We start from the raw sequence: 18675 nt of genomic DNA, 5'->3' as shown, positions 1-18675 counted from the left end.
TTTCTGGCTTATTTCTTAGAATTGTATACTACTGTCAACACTCTATTTCTTTATCAATTTCCCGGAACACTACTTAATTCCCAAGTAAGTGTCGTTGAATATTCTTTGGCTTCTGGATTCGTTCCTTTTGGGACATACAAACCAACACTTTTACCTGCTGTCTCTGCATCCCCAAAACGATAGATCCATGTTCCTGTTCCAGATTCTTCATCTGCTTGTAATAAGATTCTTTTAGTATTTGGTATGATTCTTTGGACGGTTTCTTCTTGTAACGTAGGCGCTGTTCCACCTTGTGCCGTCACTAGTTCTTGATTGAGTAAATGGATCTCAGAACCAAGCAACTCATGGCCGTTTTGATTGCTGAATTGTCCATTTTGCGTAACCGATAATTGCCAACCACTTCGCTCATTGTCCGGTCGGCGATCACTGATTTGGATAAAGTTCGGTCGTTCTTGTGTTTCGTTGACCGTGCCCTCTTCGTTCAGTAAACGTTGGGGTTGTGCATAGTAGGTTTGATTTTTTACTGAAATGTTCTGTTGTCCAAAATTGAATGACGACGCGAAGTCAATACTTAACAATCCTTGGTTTTCAGGTAATTCAGGTAAGTTTTCAGGATCAACCTCGTTTTCAGGAGCCAACGGGTCTACAGGTTTTGGTGTCAAAGTTCTAATTTTAGTATAAGCTATATTAGATTCTCCATTGTAATTTTGATCATCAAAACCTTTGTCCCAGTATTCAATTTGAACTTTTGTTTCAATTTCGCCGCTCACATAATCACTTTTAACTCTTCCATTAAAGTTTAGATCAACTGATTTGCCCTTATCTACAGTAACATCAGGTTTTATTATTAATTTATTTTTTAAAATTTCTATTTGATCAGATTGGATATTCCTTCCATCCAATTGAATGCTTTCTTTGATTATTTCGAGATTCTCAATTCCCAATATTTTTATTTCAAGTCTATCCGAAGGTACACCACCAGTATTTTCAATGTTGATATTGTAGGTCAGTTCCTCTCCTGCTTGAGCAATTTCTTTATTGACTTGATTAGTGACAACTAACCTTGATTGCTCTGCAAAATGAATATTATCGATTAAATTTCCTGTTGTTAACACTCCATTACTCGTGCTGACAGCTTCAAAACCAAAATATGTTACCAACTGATCTTCTGGAACTCTGTAAGTTCCACTGTGTAATGTCCACAAGCCTCTCCCAGAGGACAGTTCTTGAATTGAATTAGGATTATCTGGAGCTCCGATTCGCAGTCTCATTACATCAATACCGAATCTTCCGGCATGGTGCAGATACCATCGTAAAATTGTTCCTGGTTCATAGTTGACAAGTTGATACAACTCTGATGGTTCATTAGCATTTAATTCAGCAAACTGACGCCCAGAGGCAGCTCCAGAAATATTATGAGCTGGTCCAAGACCAAGCTCAATTTTTTTATCACTAGCAGTTGTACTCCAGCCGGGTACATCAGATTCATTTAAAAATTCAACATTTCTTGTAATAACCGGTTCTTCAAAATCGGAATTTACTAACTCATCATTAACCTGTACATATTCATAGTTAACAACTATTGTACCTCCATCAATTATTCCATTAACGTTATCTGGCTTTTCAAATGGATAATAATTAGGTATTTCTTTTGGAGTAGTGGCATACTCCTCTCCTACTTTTCCAGAAATAGCTTCTGATTTAGATAACTGGTTTCCATTTATATCTACATAGTTGATAATTACACTCCCTAGTTGATTCGTCTCCTCAAAAGACTCTTCGGGATAATTATCGTGACTCTGAATGTGTGACTCATTTTCATCCATCTCCTCACTTGTTGAAGGCAATGATTCCAAGTCGCCTTTGTCGATTATAGTAATCTGGAGAGTTGAACCCTCTACTGAAATTTCCTGAATCCCCTCCGTGCTAAATACTACCGGCAAACTAAATTGGGATTGACTGCGTTCAGACCGAATGATCCAATTATTAGGTTTATCGAGTGACTGGATTGAAATTTCTGCTGGAAGTAATTCTTCAACTATTTTTGACATTTCAGGTAAAACTACATTTACCTCTAAAACCTCTTGATCCGCTAAAAAAGAAATTTGTATGGGTTCATTTGTCCTACCTGACATGCTTGATTTTTCAAAAGAAAAAATAGGTTCTATCTCTTTTTTTTCTATAGTGTTTTTTTTAGCCGGATTGACCTCGTGGTTTAGTCTATCTTGACTAGTTTCAGTTTCTGCATAAATCATGCCAAATGGCACAGAGATAACCTGTATGAATAGCATAGTAGTGCTTATTGTAAATAATGCTCTTTTCAAGCTTATGCTCATGAAGTTCCATCTCCTTTACTGCTCTTAAGCATTTTTCACTTTTATTTTTTTCTTGAAAATTAGATAAAGATTCATAATAATTAGAAGAATGATCAGTACCACAGCACCTATCAACCATAAGTTCCATTTTGAGCTAATAGTGACATCTTGTTGGTTCAATGCACGAGCTTCATCTGCATCGATCGTAAACTTCCGTTCCCATTTCCATTCCTCTTCTCCTGAGGTGGCTTTTAGTTTCAACAGATACTCCCCACTACGAAAACGATCACCTTCTAAGGAAATTGGAAAATTGAAATTGGAGTTTGGTGCCATTTGCATTTGTTCTTGACTTGCTTGGTATAAAATATCCTCTTCGCCAACTCTTTGCACCGTTGCTTCAACTTCTAAGCGATTCACAAATGTCGGAGTAAAATTTTGGAGATTGGCACTGATGACATTGCGATAGTTGAGTTGATCGGCAAAGACATCCAACAAATCTAAATCAGGTTGCACGGCGTCTTGGTTATTACTCACCACCACACCGATGATATACGCAAATTCGTTTTGGATGGCGACCCCTTCTTCATCGCTTGTTTCTTCAGTTGTGTCTTCTTTGACTTCTTCGATTCGTAAGCCACCCGCTAAGAAGCCTTCGAAGGCTTCTTTTGGCATCTTCAGATCGAGCGTCACAGTTTTCGTTTCATTACCACCAAGCTCGATGATTTCGGGTTGCTCGATCAAATCATCCAGTGAATGCTGGAGTGTTGGATCTGCTTCTTCCGCATCTTGTCCGTATTCCACTACACCCATCACGTTGGTATACGCGGTATGTGGGGTGATCTTGATTTTCTTTGCTTCTGCGTTTGCATTTTGTAGTCTCAATGTTAGTTTTTCTGTCTTATCTGGTGCAAGATTCAACTGGAAGTAACGCTCATTTCCTTCTTTTTGATTTTCTGTAAACTCCGGTGTCACATAAAAATTTAATGTTCCTTCTTCTGCACCCACGGACATTGGCACTAACAAATTAACCAATAGCAGAAGCACTACGAGACCCACTTGTTGGATTTTATTTTTTCGATATGTAATTGCTTTTTTCATTCTTTGACCCCTTCCTTTAAAGAAAGTAGCGCTACAAAATTGTAACGCTACATCATTCATTTCTATGCCCTAAAACAGCTTACTTTCCGGCGCTTTCGAATCTGGATTAAGCTTCGTCATTTTCTTCTGGTTGCCCGTCATCTTCTCCGCCTACTCCATTACTACCAGGCGTATTGGATAATTCCCAAGTAAGTGTTGATTTGTATTGTGTCGCATCTTTTGCTGTAGAACCAGGAACAAACAATTGGATTGCATTATTTGTTACCACTTCAATCGTATCATCTGCTTCTTGTTTATCTAAATCTGCTTGATTTCCCCAAACGACTGAAGAAACACCTGCACCTTTATCTTTTTCTGCAGTCATCACTGAAACAGCAGAAGCGTTTGGCATCAACTTCAAATAATTGACTTCATCTGTATTCGTAAATGGTGCGTTGAATGACGGCGCATTCTCAGGTGTACTTCCTTCATATTGGATTCTTGGATCCAACAATGAAATCTCTGCACCGAGCAATGTATCATTTACCGTTTCAGTCGTTGCTTTAAAGTCTGTCATACGTACTTGCAGATCCCAACCAGCATTCGTTCCTCGGACATCTTGTACTTGCGCAAAACTGACATAAGGAACTTTATTTTCTTCACCAGTCGTACCCTTTTTTTGTTGTTTTTCTGCAATCATGTTGTAGGTTTGATTTTGATTCGAGATGACTTGTGAACCGAAATTCATCGTGACAGCTTTCATGATCGATAAAGGTCCTGTTGTTCCTGGAACTTCAGGATCAATGTCAACTTCCGGTCCTTCTTCTGGCGGAACAACGTCTAGTTCATCATCTTCATTTGCTGTAAATCCAATCGTTCCATCGGTTGTTACGTTACGTACTTCTTTTGATGTTTCTTCAGTGGTTTCTTCGGCGAAAGCTGTGATGCCTCCGGCAAAAATGGTGGATGTTAATGCTGCAATAGTTGCTAATCTAACGAATTTCATTTATCTAAGTCCTACTTTCTTTTTTTGTTTTCTTACTTTTGTGCTTCCAAGACCAAAAACTAAGTGTAACTACAATAATCAGTATTCCCAAAATTTTCCAAGCAATCATCCGACTATCGCTCGTTTTTGGTAGTCTTATATGATCGACTTGCACCACGTTTGACGGTGGTTGGGTGATTTCTTTTGGCAAGACGGGTTTAATCCCAACTTCTGGTGCTGGATCTGGTGTTCCTGGTGTTTCATAGACGCCAGTAAAACTAACTGTTCCTTCTGTTTCTACTGAGCGAACTTCTGCTCCATAAACGATCAGCGGCATATAAATTTGAATAAATAACATACCTATACTCAGTATGTATCTTTTTTTAAATTTCATATCCCTCCCCCTGTAACCTTTCTCACATGAGAGTAATTATCATTACCCTCTGCATAAACAAGTTTAACGTAGTAATAAAAGAAAATAAATTCATGATTTTCACTAATTAGCGAACACCCTTGTTACCACTTTCACTATACATTTCTGATATATTCACTCTTCCAGCTACACAACAAAAAATCGACGAGGGACCACTGGGAGCAAATAATCCCTTTAGGTACTTCATCGATTGATATCATTTTTGGACTTCTTAAAACATATGATCGAATAAAGAATTCAAACTTGAAAAAATGTTGCCCCAGTCATTTATATCAGGAACTCGATTGATCAGCACGTATTCCTTATGCAACTGATAGTCCAACATATAAGGACGATAGTTGGTCACAATCAAATCTACATGTTCAAGATTCAAACGTTCTTCGGTCAATTCATGCAAAGGTACAAACAGCACATGATGCTGCTTTGACAACAATTGGCTAGCTTGGACTTGGATCCACTGAACAAGTAAGTGATTCCCTTCCAAAAGAAATAACACTGTTTTTTTTGGTGAATAATAAGTGAATAAAATTTCTGTATACATTGTTAAACTAGCTACGATGTCAGATAAATAATCTTCTGAAAAAGAAAATTTTTTTTGATTCCTGAGGATAAATTGCTTATTTTTTTCATAAGTTGCCTTATATAGATCTTGGATGATTCTATTCTCCTCGCTTAGTAACTTATTTAAAATTGGGCTGATTTCATTGTTGATTCTTCTGCCTAGAAAAAACGACTTTAAGAAGATTGGCAAGACTGAATTATTCTCCACATTGATACCAAATACTCGGAAATAGGATTCGACAACTTCAATAATTTCCGTCCATTGGTTATACTGATCGAAAAAAAAAGCCTCTTGTTCAACTCTGTCAATGGGTCTTTTACTCACGATAACAAAGAAAAGCCAGATCACTTCATCGGGATGCATGCTAATTCCGTATTTTTTTTCGATGAGCGGAACGAGTTCAGAAAGTAAGAGAAAATCTTCTGCATCTGAAATGTCTATCTCTTTGATACTCTGGGGAATAGAAATGATATGTCCTTGCTGATTTCTGATCATCGAAATATACAAAAAATAATAAAAAGCATTGACCATGATTCCTGTCCCCAATTTATACTTGCCAAGACGCTCCCCTAACTTAGCCAAAAACATTTGATGGATACTTTCCGGGGGATAGACCGTATAAGGGGTAGGTTCTCCTTCGTAAAAAAAATCAAAAAAAAACTTGCGGATATTGCCTTCTTTTCCCACAAGATCCACCGGTTTTAAGCTAAGTGAAAGCTGATATTCTTTTAGAGCCTCATTGATTTGAGCGACTGATCGTAACATCGTACTTTCAGAATAATTATAGCGATCAGCTAATTCTTCGATGGATACTAATTCTCCGTAAAAAATGTCACTGATGATCTCAAACCAAATCTCAGATTGTAATAATGCTTCTTTTTCCTCATGATACAGTCGTCGATTTTTTTCTTTAAAAAAATAGCCAGTGGTATTTGACTCAAAAATCGCACTCTCCTCAAAATAGTTTTTCAGTTCACTGACATCTTTTAGGATCGTACGTTTAGAAACACCTAGTTGCTGCGACAGTCCAACGATCGTAAACATATTTTGTTGTTCGATCACATTTAGGATACGCATCCACCTTTCCGTAATTGTGTTCGTAATAAACTTTAATTGTAATTCTCGCATTTGAGCACCCCGTTTGTTTTTTTTATCTATTCTTAAAAAATAGATTGTAAACATGTATAACAAAAATGATGGAGAAATACTAATAATAAATTCGCGGAAAATCTAAAAAATAACTTTATCAAAATTTCTGGTAGAAGCTATTTATAATCTTATTCCCCTTATTTCTATCTCTAGTCAGCTACTGCCTATGCATAACAAAAATCTACAATCTTTAGGCTTACATTTTATGTACTTTCGTTTAGTTATTATCAGTTTTTGGATTTTTAAAAATCAATTTCTATTATATGTATTTTTAATGAACATTCTTTCGTTATACCTGATTCTCTAACTATACTCACAAAAAAAGTATCTTTCACTTCAAAAAATATGAAAATTGAGATAATTAACCTATTTTACGAGTAGCTTATCTCCTTGCATAAAAAAACGAACATCCTATAGCCATCAAACTATTTAAAATAACGGATAAAATAATTATTGTCCATTTATTTATTTCTCTAAAATCAAGGGAATTTATTGATTTTATTTTCCAGAAGTAAGAATAAATACATTCAATCTAAAAATAAAACGATCCTCCCTAAGCGATAATATTGGATCAATATACAGCGTAAAAATGGTCACTATATCTTTAGTTTCTCCATAATTTTTGCTCGTTTCACGTTCTTCAACCAGCTCTCTGTCAATGCAAAGGAAATCGCTTCATACATTTACCGAACCAAAAACAAAACAATTTGACAAGTACAAATTTATACCCGTATGATTGAGCTATAGCAACGACTGCCAAATCAACCATAAAGGAGAATACAAGTGATCAATCAACTTTTAAGAGAGCAACAACACTTTTTCGCAACTGGGCAAACAAAATCGATCGACTTTCGCTTGGCGCAATTAGCGAAACTGAAACACGGAATGAAAGAAATCGAGATTGAATTAACGCAAGCATTGTACAAAGATTTACGAAAACCAGCACATGAAGCATACGTAACTGAAATTGGTGTCGTCTATCAAAGTATTTCTATGATGATCAAAAAATTAAAGAAATTCGCCAAACGTCAACCCGTTCATACACCGATCTATATGTGGGGGAAAAGCTATCTGGATTATGAGCCTTACGGACAAGTCTTGATCATCGCTCCTTTCAATTACCCTTTTCATTTAGCGATTGAGCCACTGATTGGGGCAATCGCTGCGGGAAATACGGTAATTTTGAAACCAAGTGAATTAGCGCCTAATGTGTCCAACGTTTTGACAAAACTGATCCGCTCCATTTTCCCCAAAGAATACATTACCACTGTTGAGGGTGGTGTGGATGTAACGACTGAATTACTTGCGCAACGCTTCGACTATATTTTCTTCACTGGTAGCGTACCTGTTGGGAAAATCGTGATGCAAGCAGCCGCCAAACACTTGACTCCTGTCACTTTAGAATTAGGTGGAAAAAGTCCGGTGGTCGTGGATGATACCGCGAATCTGAAATTAGCAGCCAAGCGTATCATTTGGGGGAAATTGCAGAACAACGGACAAACTTGTATTGCACCAGATTATGTTTTAGTGTCCCATAAACGAAAAGAGGCATTGATCAAAGAAATGACGGCCGCTATCAAAGAGTTTTATGGTGCTGATATCAGAAATAATACCGATTATGGTCGAATCATCAATGATCGGCATTTTGTGCGACTACACAAGTTGTTGGAAGCAGATCAGTCATTCGTTATCGCTGGTGGTGAAACGAATCGGGCGGACTTATTCATTGAACCGACTTTACTAGATCTTCCTTCTCATGAAGCAGTAAGCATGCAAGAAGAGATCTTTGGTCCGATTTTGCCCATCTTGTCATTCGATACCATCAACGATGCGATCGCCCAAATCAAACAGTATGAAAAACCTTTAGCGCTATATCTTTTTACAACTTCTACCATGAATAAAGAGAAAATCATGTCTGAAATTTCCTCAGGGAATGTCACTGTCAATGATGTTCTCAAGCATGTTGCCAACCATCATTTACCTTTCGGTGGAGTGGGGGAATCTGGTATTGGTAGTTATCATGGCAAGTATAGTTTCTTGACCTTCTCTCATAAAAAAGGAGTATATGAGAATAGAGCAAAATTCAATGTTCCTGGATTATTTCCGCCTTATAATGAGCGGACATTAAAATTACTGAAACGAATACTTAAATAGAAATTCGACTATTCTAGCACAAATTAAAGAGCAAACCAACAGCTTGCTCCTGTTGGTTTGCTCTTTTACGTAAGATGATTTAGTTTAAGAAATCTTTTTACTTGAACCATACCTTTATTATTTTAAAATAAGAGGTTTATTTTTTATATCCACAAAAAAACTGACCTAATTTTTAGGTCAGCAAATACAATAATATGTTCGCTTACAACTAATTCTCAAAAAGTAAGCTGTTCGTAGTTAGAAAGATTGCGAAACAAAGATTTACCCTTTAAGGAATTGATGATTGAAGGTGTCTAAACTTAGCTGATCCATACCAATGGCTTGCTTTAGGTATTTTTGGATCGATCCATACTCTTTTTCAACGACTTGATAAAAACGATCCAAGTAGCTGCTGTCAACGTTCAATGCAACTTCTAGAGCAGCTAGATTTTCTTCGTTCAAGTGGACTTTTTTAGCCTGTGCTAAGATCATGGCATTTTCTGCTTTACGTAATTCGTTCGTGCGTAGATAATCCACATAGATTGCTTTTCGTGGCACGTCTAATGACTCTAACAATAGCAAAGCCGCAATCCCTGTCCGATCTTTTCCGGCAAAACAATGGAATAAAAGACTTTCTTCTTGATCTAAAGTAAGAGCCTCATGGAAAAAACTGGCATAGCCTTTTTGAGAAGTCGGATTCAAGGCAATCTCTTCATATATTTTTGTCATGTAGTTCGCCGCTTTTTCTGGTGAGCCGATTTTTACAAAATCTTCCAGCCCAGCTCCTTCGTCTACTACATCTTTCATAATGTCGATATGGATATATTTCGTCTGAGGAACAGCTTTATCTGGTCGAGCTTGGATTTCATCTTCGCCACGCAGATCAACGATTTTACCTAATCGATACGTTGTTTCTAAACGTCTTGCGTCTTCTTCTGTCAGACTAGACAATTCACCTGAACGCAAGAAAACATTTGTTAATACTTCTTTTCCGTTTCTATTTTTGATGCCACCGATATCTCGAAAATTTGTGATTTTTACCATCTCTGCAATTGCCTGCCTTTTCTCATATTTTAGGTTTATCTTAATTTCTTAAAAGAGGTTGTGTACTGCATCTGAAAGAACCACCAAAGATCCTAGTCAGTTTATAATCCACATACTCGACGGTGATGCCTCGCTTCTCTAATTCTTCCCCAATAAATGTAAATTCTGGATCTGTGACATATGTCGTCTCGTTGATTGGTAATCCATTGGTTGCCAGTCGTGAGGCTTGTGCTAAAGATACATTGACACGATCCCATTTGCTTAATTGTTCTGGGATTCCATTGAGGAACGCTTCTTCACATACGATCATCAAACCATCTCTGACAAGGCTCAAGGCGCAGTCTAGGTGTAAGATCGTCGGATGAAGCGGTACCTCGATCACTTCATAGTCAAACCGTTTGACCAAATTTCTTAACCATTGAATACCACGCGTATTAGAAGCTAGACCTGAGTTGCCCGCAAAAATCGTTTTTCCTAGCACCAAGACATCCCCACCTTCTAAGAAAGGGCCTTGCTCAGAATCGATACCTTGCGAAATATCTGGCTTAGGGATCGAAAAATACAAGCACTCGTTTACATTCGATTCATTCACGAGAATCTCACGTATTGGTAGGATCTCGTTTCTGCGATGCGCTAATTTCAAAGAGCCTTCAATCAATAGATCACCGATCGTAAAAAAGGGATCTCGAGTGAAAAAGTTACTGTAACCATATTCATTTCCTAGTTCTTTTTCAATAGTGGTCAACTTTCTTGGAATCAGAACTTCTACCTCATACTTTTCTAATACTTTTTGTAGATTTTTTCGTTCAGCTTCCCAAGCTTTTTGTTGTTCTGGGAAAACTTCATTAAAGTCCTTCCCCATTACTTCAGGCCCACTAAATAACGCTTGGTTTTCTTCTGTCAAAAAATCGACTCCAGTTAATTCTTTCGTTGGAAAGCCAAATTCTGACTGCGCCAAAACCACTCGTTTTAGGGGGGCAAATTCGCTTTTCACAAAAATATGATCCATCGTTTCTGCTTCTCCTTGATTTTGTTCGAATTTTTACAAGAAATAGCATGCGAAACCGACCAAAAATACTAAAACAACCAAAGCAATCATGGGTTCGAGCCATGTTTTTTTCGAAGAAAGAAAGACACTTTTCTTATTTTTCACAAATCCCCAACCGTACTTTCTAGGGAGTTGTACTTCTAATAATATCCCCCCTGATAGAGGCAATAGTGCCACTTTATGTCTGGATTTTGCAAATAAGAACAATGACATAAAATAAAGACCGAATTGGATGATTTTGATGAATCGAATGATTTGGATATTTTTGATTTTTCTCACTATTTCTCTCCTTCTATCCTAGCGGTTATCACCTAACAATAACACCTTTTCTCTTATTCTTAGGATATTTTTTACTTATTTTGGTTAAAGGAGCGTGCTAATCCATTGCTTCTTCTCTCCAAAACCGAATGTACATCAGAAACAACTTTTTTTACTATAACATGAGTTTACTTCTGGTAGCTAAAACCAATCATAATCGTCGGGTTTGGACTCATAATCTGAAAGATCAGTCACTAAATAGCCCACATACGGTTGATTGTCTAATCGTATGTGGACTATTTTCGATCGTATTATTTCATTTCTACACTTTCACCATTTGTTGCGATCACTTTTTGATACCAGTAAAATGACTTTTTAGGGGAGCGGGCTAATGTGCCGTTGCCTTCGTCATCTCGATCAACATAGATAAAGCCATACCGTTTACTCATTTCTCCAGTTCCTGCACTGATCAAGTCAATACAGCCCCAAGAAGTATAGCCGATCAAATCCACGCCATCATCGATTGCTTTCCCCATTTCATGGATATGTTGGGCGAGATAGTCGATTCGGTAATCGTCATGGATCGAGCCGTCTGGTTCGATGTTGTCGACAGCCCCAAGTCCATTTTCTACTACCATCACTGGGATCTCATAGCGAGAATAAATTTGATTCAATGTATACCGTAGCCCTACAGCATCTACTTGCCAGCCCCACTCGCTCGTTTCAAGATACTCGTTAGCGACACCCCCAAATAAATTGCCGCCACTTTTATCCGATCGATCATTTAGATCATCTGCAATACAAGTACTCATGTAATAACTAAATGTATAGTAATCGACTACGCCTTCCTTCAAAAGGGCTAAGTCCTCTTCCGTAATCACCACGTCGATGTTTTCTTTTTCAAAGTAGCGTTTCATGTAATAAGGATACGCACCTTTGACTTGGACATCTCCACAAAAATAATTTAAACGATCATTCATTTGTTGCGTCTTTAAAACATCTAATGGATGACATGTTTTGGGATACATCGTGATATACGCCAACATACAGCCAATCTGAAAATCAGGATTGATTTTATGACCAGCAATCACCGCGCGAGCAGAAGCAAGAAAGACGTTATGCAAAGCTTGATACTTTTCTGTTTCGGTATATGTGCGATTGAACAGCCCGTTGATTTGTTTTCCATGCTCTAAGACACCGAAATTGATTTCATTGAAGGTCAACCAATATTTCACTTTATTTTTGTATCGTTCAAAAAGGGTTGTTGCATAGCGTTCATAAAATTCGATTGTCCGTTTATCTAAAAAGCCATCATACGTTTTCCCCAAATGAAACGGCAATTCAAAATGCGAGATCGTTACGATCGGTTCAATTCCATATTTATGTAGCTCATCGAAGATCTCATCATAGAATTTCAAGCCTTCTTCATTTGGTTGTTCTTCGTCCCCGTTTGGAAAAATCCGTGTCCACGCGATCGATAAGCGATAGGCTTTAAACCCCATTTCAGCAAACAATGCGATATCTTCTTTGTAGCGATGATAAAAATCGATGGCGGTATGACTCGGGTAGTAATGGTTGGTCTCATCGATCACTAAATCAAATGTGCGTCGTTTTCCCATCGTACGATTGCCAGCACGATTATGATCGCTGATCGAATCTCCTTTCCCATCTACATCCCATGCCCCTTCACATTGATTCGCCGCTGTCGCGCCACCCCATAAAAAATTCTTTGGAAAACTCATCAGTCATTGCTCCTTTTCAATTTGATCGATAGCCTTACCGCAGTTATTCTACTGTTGGGTATAAAAAAAGACCTAATCAACCACCTAAAAAGGCCGTTGATCAGGTCTAGCTTAACTGAATAATCACTATCCTATCTAAACGATACTATTTTTTGTAACCGTTGTCAAACACAGATTTTATTCATCCTCTTCTGCTAATACAGCAATCACTTGGTTCACATTCAAAATATTCTCTGCACCAGAACGAACATATTCAGGCTGTGTGCCAACCATTTGACTATTGATAAACTCGATGACCATCGGCATATTCATTCCTGCATACAGTTCGATCGATTCTCCTTCCATGATCAATTGGGCAATGCTGTTTGCTGGCGTCCCGCCCATCAAGTCACAAAAGACCACATAGTCTTCCAACGAAGAAACAGCCGAAAGAAATTTTTCTTTGAAGTCCTCTGTTCCTTCTTCTGGTAATAAAGGAACCGTGTGGATATGAGCTTGCGGTCCCATGATCATTTCAGTACTTGCCTTTAGTCCTTCGCAAAGTTGTCCATGACTGACAAGAACTAACTCTTTGCTCATTTACAACACTCTCCTATTTTGAGATCACACCTAGCGCAGATAAGACCACGCAGATGATCAAGACGATAAAAATCGCTCTTGTGGATGTCATATTCTTTTTACCTAATAACCAATACACCCCGCCAACGATGGCTGCTGGTAATAATTTAGGGAGGATCATATCGATATTATTTTGCATATTCATCGTTACATCACCGATACTTGGCGCCCAGGAAAATTTCACATTCACCATCGTAGCAACCAATGCGCCAACCATAAATACCCCCAGTAAGGTTGCGGCATCTGTTAAAGCGGTCAACCGTGATTGCATCGTCGTGACTAAAGAAATACCTTCCTTATAAGCAAACTGCAATTGTTTCCAACGAAAGATCATGACCGCGATTTGTGCGGCGATCCAAATAAAAATACCTGCGGGGTTACCATTGATCGCCATGTTAGCTGCTAATGCCCCAAAAATAGTTGGGATCAATGCGGCGAAAATGGAATCACCAATGGCGGCGAAAGGCCCCATCAATCCAGCTTTCATCCCAGAAACAGTTTCTTTTGAGGCGATGCCTTCTTTTTCTTCGATCGCTAAATCGATTCCTGTAATGATCGTATTGAAAAAGTTTGAAGTATTGAAAAACTGTGTATGTGTCTTCATGATTTCTTTTAATTCGGGTGTATCATCTCCATAGATTTTTCGCAGTTGCGGCAAAATCGTGTAAAGATACCCTGAACCTTGCATCCGTTCATAATTCCAGCCTAATTGGAAGGTCAATAGACTTCGCCGATTGATTTGTGTAAAATCTTCTTTCGTTAACTTGTAATTAGATTTCGTCATCTTCGATTTCTCCTTCCTCAGAGGTTGAATGTGGAGTTGCTACTTGCTGATTCTCTGTTCGTTGATTATTTTTATAACTGATCGCTGCCAACGAGAAGCCAATCATTGCCACTGCCAACATCGGTAGTGAGTTGAAGGCTGCTGGCAAATCTTTGACAACACTTGCGACACTCGTTCCAAGTAACTGGACATTTGAGAACAATGTAGCTAACAAGGCAGTGATCGTAAAACCTAAAATCAGATAAGGAAAATGTTTCTTGACTGGTAAATAACGTAGTAAAATAGCAAAACCGACTGCTGGTAAAACGGCTCCTGCGACAGATAAGCCATCCCCTAACCATTTCAAATCGCCGTTTAGCACAGCAACGACGTTTTCAACGAGTCCGCCACCAAATGCTAAAGCTAGAAAGACAGGGATCATACGTGATAATGACCATGGAAGAGCACCTAATAAATAATTGCGTTCAATTGCTTTATAATTCATTGTTTCTACATGTTGATCGATACGATGAGCGAAGTACGTATTCGCAAAGCGGGCTAAAATATCTAGCTGGATCATTAAACTAGCGACAGGAACGGCAATTGCTGCAATTGCCTGTTCTGGATTCATTCCTAATGATATAGAAAAAGCATTTGCCAGTATCGTTCCTGAATTCGCATCGATTCTTGAAGCCCCACCAAATGTACCAACACCTAAGACGGTCAGTTGCATACTTCCTCCGATGATCAAGCCAGCTTGCAGATCACCCATGACTAAACCGGCGAACAATCCGGCAAAAACAGGGGCACTCATCGAGGAATAGATTTGTAGTTCATCTAAAATTTGATAACCTGCGTATAAAGACAATAATAAGATCTGCCACCATTGAATGGACATTTACTAATCCCTCCTTATTTATTCAAAAGACTCATGAAGTCTTCTGCCTTATCACTTGGCACCATTTGTGCGGTCAAATGGACCCCACGTGCATGTAACTGTTTAAAATCTTCAATATCTTTTTCGACCACATTGATCGATTTTGTGATTGATCTTGTTTCATTGGTTTGAGACATATTCCCCACATTGATTTCCTTGATCGGTACACCTAATTCAACAAGTTTCAATAATCGATCAGGTTTTTTCGCAACGATCAGTAAACGTTGGGAATCGTACTTCCCTGCCAAGATATTTTCTGCTGCTTTTTCAATTGGCAAAACACTCAACTTAACTCCTGCTGGCGTTGCTAATTTCAATCCGCTTTTTTCTACTGCATTCATTGCGACCTCATCATCCGCCACTAATATTCGAGTAATCGACAACTTCGTTACCCAAAGATTCGCGACTTGTCCATGGATCAAACGCCCATCGATTCTTACACCAATAATTGCCATTGTTCCTTCTCCTTTACAAATAAATTTCCTATCCCCAAAAACAAAGGTAACGCTTTCATTCTTTGCCTGATTTTTGATACCAAGGGGTTGCTGTCTGATTGATCACTTGATTCAAGGCTTCAATATTCTGTCTACCTTGTGTCCGCAGCCATTGGATAGCCCCTTCTTTTCCAGACTCTACATACGCTTTGACGCCGTCTTTCCAAGTCGCTCGCCCACACAAGACACCATTGAAGCTGGAACCTGACTCATGCGCAAAGATCAGTGTTTGTTGGAATAATTCAGCCGACACACCGGCACTTAGGAAAATAAATGGTAAATGGGTCGTCTCACTTTGTGCCTTAAAAAAGTCAGCTGCTTCTTTTTTACTATAAACGATTTCCTTTTCGCCAAAGCCTTCCACAAAGTTCATATTAACTGGTACTTCAACTTTCAAAACATCTACTTGGTATCTAGGTTTTGAAAATTCTTTCATCATTTCGATCACTTTATGCGGTTTGATCTTTGCATACTCTGGTGAAGCGTTATCATTTATTCCAGCATCATAAGAAAGTAGTTCTAAATAAAATGGGCGATCTTCTCCTGCACACTCGCTTCCCAGTCGCTCAATAAAGATATGTTTCAAATGATTGATTTTAGGATCTTCATCCACATCATAATAAAGTAAAAATTTGACTGCATCCGCCTGTTCTTCTTTCAATCTCAAGGAAGACCAATCACTTAACAGGTCTGGTAAACGTCCAGGCGTGGAGACATCATAACCTGTTTTTTCGTAGGCTAAAAGCAAACCAGCTTCTTGATCTCGAACTTTGGCAGCGGGTAATCCATATTCTGGATCTAACAAAATAGCTGAAGCATAAGGCGTCAACTCACTAGAAACCAACGCTTTGAATTCGATCAATTGTTCCTCTGTCGGCGTTTGCCCTAAGGCCGACAGCATTTTTTTCAATGCGCCTCGCTGATCGATTGCTAATGCACTGATGATGCCGTCTCTCGTTGCCAATTGCTCCATCGCTTTTTTCTTGTTTGGTGTCATCTTTTTTTGTTTCCTCCTTTATTCCGCATCGGGATATTCATGGATCGTCACGCCTTTGACTACTCGGTTCACGGTTCCTGTCGGTGAAGGCGTGTCAGGTGTATTACCAACTTTGATCGACATTTGCAAAGCAATGATTTGTGCGGTTAAAATCATGACTACAGATAAATACGCATCAGGTAATTCTAACGCTTCAGGTTCTAAGAAAAAGTTTGTCCCAGAAAAATCTCTGTTTGTTGATTGAGCGATTGCTAAAACATTGGCAGCAATACCGTTCTCATGGATTTCTTCTAAAATATCTATATCATAGTTGCGTGTATACTCTTGGTTCGTCACAAACCCGATCACTAATGTTTGATCATTGACAAAGGATTTTGGTCCGTGACGAAAGCCCATCGAAGAATCAAAGATCGTCGCGATTTTTCCGGCAGTCAACTCCAAGATTTTCAGCTGTGCTTCTCTTGTTGCTTGCGCTAAACTTCCAGAACCTAGATACGCCACTCGATCAAAAGGAATCGTTAAGAACCCTGCTAATTCTTGCTCTCTTTCAATCACAGCTCTACCAATACGGCTCAATGTGTGGAGATATTCTTGTTTCTTACCTGTATTCGTCGTATCAAAAAGCCAAAGTGCGCTCAATAACATACAAGTAAAGCTACCTGTCATGGCAAAGCCGGCATCATTTGACTTTTCTGGCATCAACAACAAGAAGTGTTGCGATTGCCCATGTCCGATTTTTGCTAGCTCGCCGTCTTTTGCACAGGTAATGGTCAAATGAAAAAGTGTGTTTACCACTTGATCCGCAATATTGACCGCCGCTAAACTTTCAGGACTGTTGCCACTTCTCGCAAAAGAAACGAGTAATGTAGGTTGATCAGGAAACAAATACTCTTTTGGAGAAGCCACGATATCTGTCGTACCAAAACTGTGAAAGGCAAAACGTTCCGTATCCCCATGTTCATTTAAGTAAGGAACGATCGTATCGCCGACATATTGAGAAGAACCCGCACCGGTAAAAATGACTTGGATTTGCTTACCGTTAGCTCTTTTGTCAAGTGCATCAAAGAACTGGGAGAGTTCATTTTGCTTTTCTCCCAAGATTTCTACAACCTCTTCCCAAAGATCGGGCTGCTGCTTGATTTCTTCTGTAGTGATCCTTGCACCTATTTTTTCTAATTCATCCTTTGACAGTTCAAACATTTTTCATTTACCCCCTAGATTACTCCGAACATGACGGATCTTATAATGGAATTGGTCTGCTCTTGCGATACTATCTGTGTATTCAATGATTTCGTTTTTGATATTGAACGTCGTCCGTTTCAAATGTAAGATTGGCGCACCATCACAGATGTGCAGCAATTCCGCATCTTTTGCATACACAATACTTGCGTAAAATTCTTCTTCTGCCACTTGGACATGTTGATCAAAATCTTCCAGAAAGACATCATACAAAGGCTTACTTTCCAATAATGATAAATCAAGACCAAGAAACAGTTTTGCTGGTAAATAGGATCGCTCCACCATTAAAGGCACATCGTCTGCTAAACGTAGCCGCTTGATCTTGAAGATCGCTTCGCCTAAATTGACATTCAAACATTCAGCCAACTGCTTGGTCGCTGCTAGTTTTTCAAATGCTAAAATACTCGTTTTCGGTGTACGTCCCAATGCTTGCATCTCTTCTGTGAAACTGTAAGCCCCCGCCAAACTGCCGGCTTGATTCGATAAGTCACTGACAAATGTTCCTTTTCCATGTTTCTTATAAATGTAACCAAGTGTTTCTAACTCCTGCAACGCTAGCCGAACCGTCGTCCGACTCACCCCATAGTACAGACATAATTCCCGCTCAGACAACAATTTATCATGAGGGATCATTTCTGCCTCGATATGTTTTTTTAGTGCATCAACTAGTTGATAATATAACGGCTTCCCCTTACTAGAGTTTTCCATTTTTATACCCCTTCCAAACTGGTTATAACCACAAGACAATCGTAAGGCAAAAATAACCGTACGTCAACACGAAAAACATCGTAAAACATCTATATAACAACGTTTCCAATGAAAATATATAAATCACGTTTAAATACCTCGAAAATACCAGTTAAAATAAAAAAACATCATAA

The 18675-nt window shown here is 38.7% G+C and carries 17 protein-coding genes; 1 reads left to right on the top strand and 16 read right to left on the bottom strand.

Annotated elements, in window-relative coordinates:
• Positions 1 to 53 precede the first annotated feature (53 nt).
• The 5 genes from IGL24_RS02720 to IGL24_RS02700 form a co-directional block, all read right to left on the bottom strand.
• A complete protein-coding gene (locus tag IGL24_RS02720) occupies positions 54 to 2336 on the bottom strand; it encodes a WxL domain-containing protein (RefSeq protein WP_207699238.1) in 2283 nt (760 codons plus the stop codon).
• A gap of 24 nt (positions 2337 to 2360) precedes the next feature.
• A complete protein-coding gene (locus IGL24_RS02715; RefSeq protein WP_429968383.1) occupies positions 2361 to 3413 on the bottom strand; it encodes a DUF916 and DUF3324 domain-containing protein in 1053 nt (350 codons plus the stop codon).
• A gap of 106 nt (positions 3414 to 3519) precedes the next feature.
• Positions 3520 to 4398, bottom strand: a complete 879-nt coding sequence (locus IGL24_RS02710) for a WxL domain-containing protein (protein WP_207699237.1) — start codon at positions 4396 to 4398, stop codon at positions 3520 to 3522.
• Between the two features lie 4 nt (positions 4399 to 4402).
• Positions 4403 to 4735 carry an LPXTG cell wall anchor domain-containing protein gene (locus tag IGL24_RS02705; RefSeq protein WP_242542574.1) on the bottom strand — a complete coding sequence of 111 codons (333 nt, stop codon included), beginning with the start codon at positions 4733 to 4735 and terminating at the stop codon, positions 4403 to 4405.
• A 286-nt stretch (positions 4736 to 5021) separates the two neighbouring features.
• Positions 5022 to 6500 (bottom strand): helix-turn-helix domain-containing protein, encoded by a 1479-nt coding sequence (locus IGL24_RS02700; protein WP_206855425.1) that lies wholly within the window; start codon positions 6498 to 6500, stop codon positions 5022 to 5024.
• 804 nt (positions 6501 to 7304) lie between these two features.
• On the opposite strand from IGL24_RS02700, the gene IGL24_RS02695 reads away from it, so the two are divergent.
• Positions 7305 to 8675: an aldehyde dehydrogenase gene (locus IGL24_RS02695; RefSeq protein WP_206855424.1), complete on the top strand. Its 1371-nt coding sequence runs from the start codon at positions 7305 to 7307 to the stop codon at positions 8673 to 8675.
• A 261-nt stretch (positions 8676 to 8936) separates the two neighbouring features.
• On the opposite strand, the gene IGL24_RS02690 is transcribed toward IGL24_RS02695, so the two are convergent.
• The 11 genes from IGL24_RS02690 to IGL24_RS02640 all read right to left on the bottom strand — a co-directional run bounded on the left by IGL24_RS02690 (position 8937) and on the right by IGL24_RS02640 (position 18502).
• Positions 8937 to 9698, bottom strand: coding sequence for a tyrosine-protein phosphatase (locus IGL24_RS02690; protein WP_242543259.1), 762 nt, complete (start codon positions 9696 to 9698; stop codon positions 8937 to 8939).
• Positions 9699 to 9738: 40 nt separating this feature from the next.
• Positions 9739 to 10707 carry a dimethylarginine dimethylaminohydrolase family protein gene (locus IGL24_RS02685; protein WP_206855421.1) on the bottom strand — a complete coding sequence of 323 codons (969 nt, stop codon included), beginning with the start codon at positions 10705 to 10707 and terminating at the stop codon, positions 9739 to 9741.
• Positions 10708 to 10740: 33 nt separating this feature from the next.
• Positions 10741 to 11025: a hypothetical protein gene (locus IGL24_RS02680; protein WP_206855418.1), complete on the bottom strand. Its 285-nt coding sequence runs from the start codon at positions 11023 to 11025 to the stop codon at positions 10741 to 10743.
• A gap of 290 nt (positions 11026 to 11315) precedes the next feature.
• Complete coding sequence (locus IGL24_RS02675; RefSeq protein ID WP_206855415.1) at positions 11316 to 12746, bottom strand: glycoside hydrolase family 1 protein; 1431 nt, start codon at positions 12744 to 12746, stop codon at positions 11316 to 11318.
• A 177-nt stretch (positions 12747 to 12923) separates the two neighbouring features.
• Positions 12924 to 13325, bottom strand: a complete 402-nt coding sequence (locus IGL24_RS02670) for a PTS sugar transporter subunit IIA (protein WP_206855412.1) — start codon at positions 13323 to 13325, stop codon at positions 12924 to 12926.
• Positions 13326 to 13338: 13 nt separating this feature from the next.
• Complete coding sequence (locus IGL24_RS02665; protein ID WP_206855409.1) at positions 13339 to 14148, bottom strand: PTS system mannose/fructose/sorbose family transporter subunit IID; 810 nt, start codon at positions 14146 to 14148, stop codon at positions 13339 to 13341.
• Complete coding sequence (locus tag IGL24_RS02660) at positions 14135 to 15025, bottom strand: PTS mannose/fructose/sorbose/N-acetylgalactosamine transporter subunit IIC (RefSeq protein WP_207699236.1); 891 nt, start codon at positions 15023 to 15025, stop codon at positions 14135 to 14137. Before IGL24_RS02660 ends, IGL24_RS02665 begins: the two co-directional genes overlap by 14 nt.
• Positions 15026 to 15039: 14 nt before the next feature.
• Positions 15040 to 15519 carry a PTS system mannose/fructose/N-acetylgalactosamine-transporter subunit IIB gene (locus tag IGL24_RS02655; protein ID WP_206855402.1) on the bottom strand — a complete coding sequence of 160 codons (480 nt, stop codon included), beginning with the start codon at positions 15517 to 15519 and terminating at the stop codon, positions 15040 to 15042.
• 55 nt (positions 15520 to 15574) lie between these two features.
• Complete coding sequence (gene lacD, locus IGL24_RS02650; protein ID WP_206855399.1) at positions 15575 to 16555, bottom strand: tagatose-bisphosphate aldolase; 981 nt, start codon at positions 16553 to 16555, stop codon at positions 15575 to 15577.
• Between the two features lie 18 nt (positions 16556 to 16573).
• Positions 16574 to 17755, bottom strand: a complete 1182-nt coding sequence (locus tag IGL24_RS02645; RefSeq protein WP_206855395.1) for an SIS domain-containing protein — start codon at positions 17753 to 17755, stop codon at positions 16574 to 16576.
• Positions 17756 to 17758: 3 nt separating this feature from the next.
• A complete protein-coding gene (locus tag IGL24_RS02640) occupies positions 17759 to 18502 on the bottom strand; it encodes a GntR family transcriptional regulator (protein WP_206855392.1) in 744 nt (247 codons plus the stop codon).
• Positions 18503 to 18675: the final 173 nt, after the last annotated feature.

It is taken from the genome of Enterococcus sp. DIV2371 (assembly GCF_050498525.1).
GTDB classification, from domain to species: Bacteria; Bacillota; Bacilli; order Lactobacillales; family Enterococcaceae; genus Enterococcus_B; species Enterococcus_B mangumiae.
This window is presented reverse-complemented; position numbering and strand designations above follow the sequence as displayed.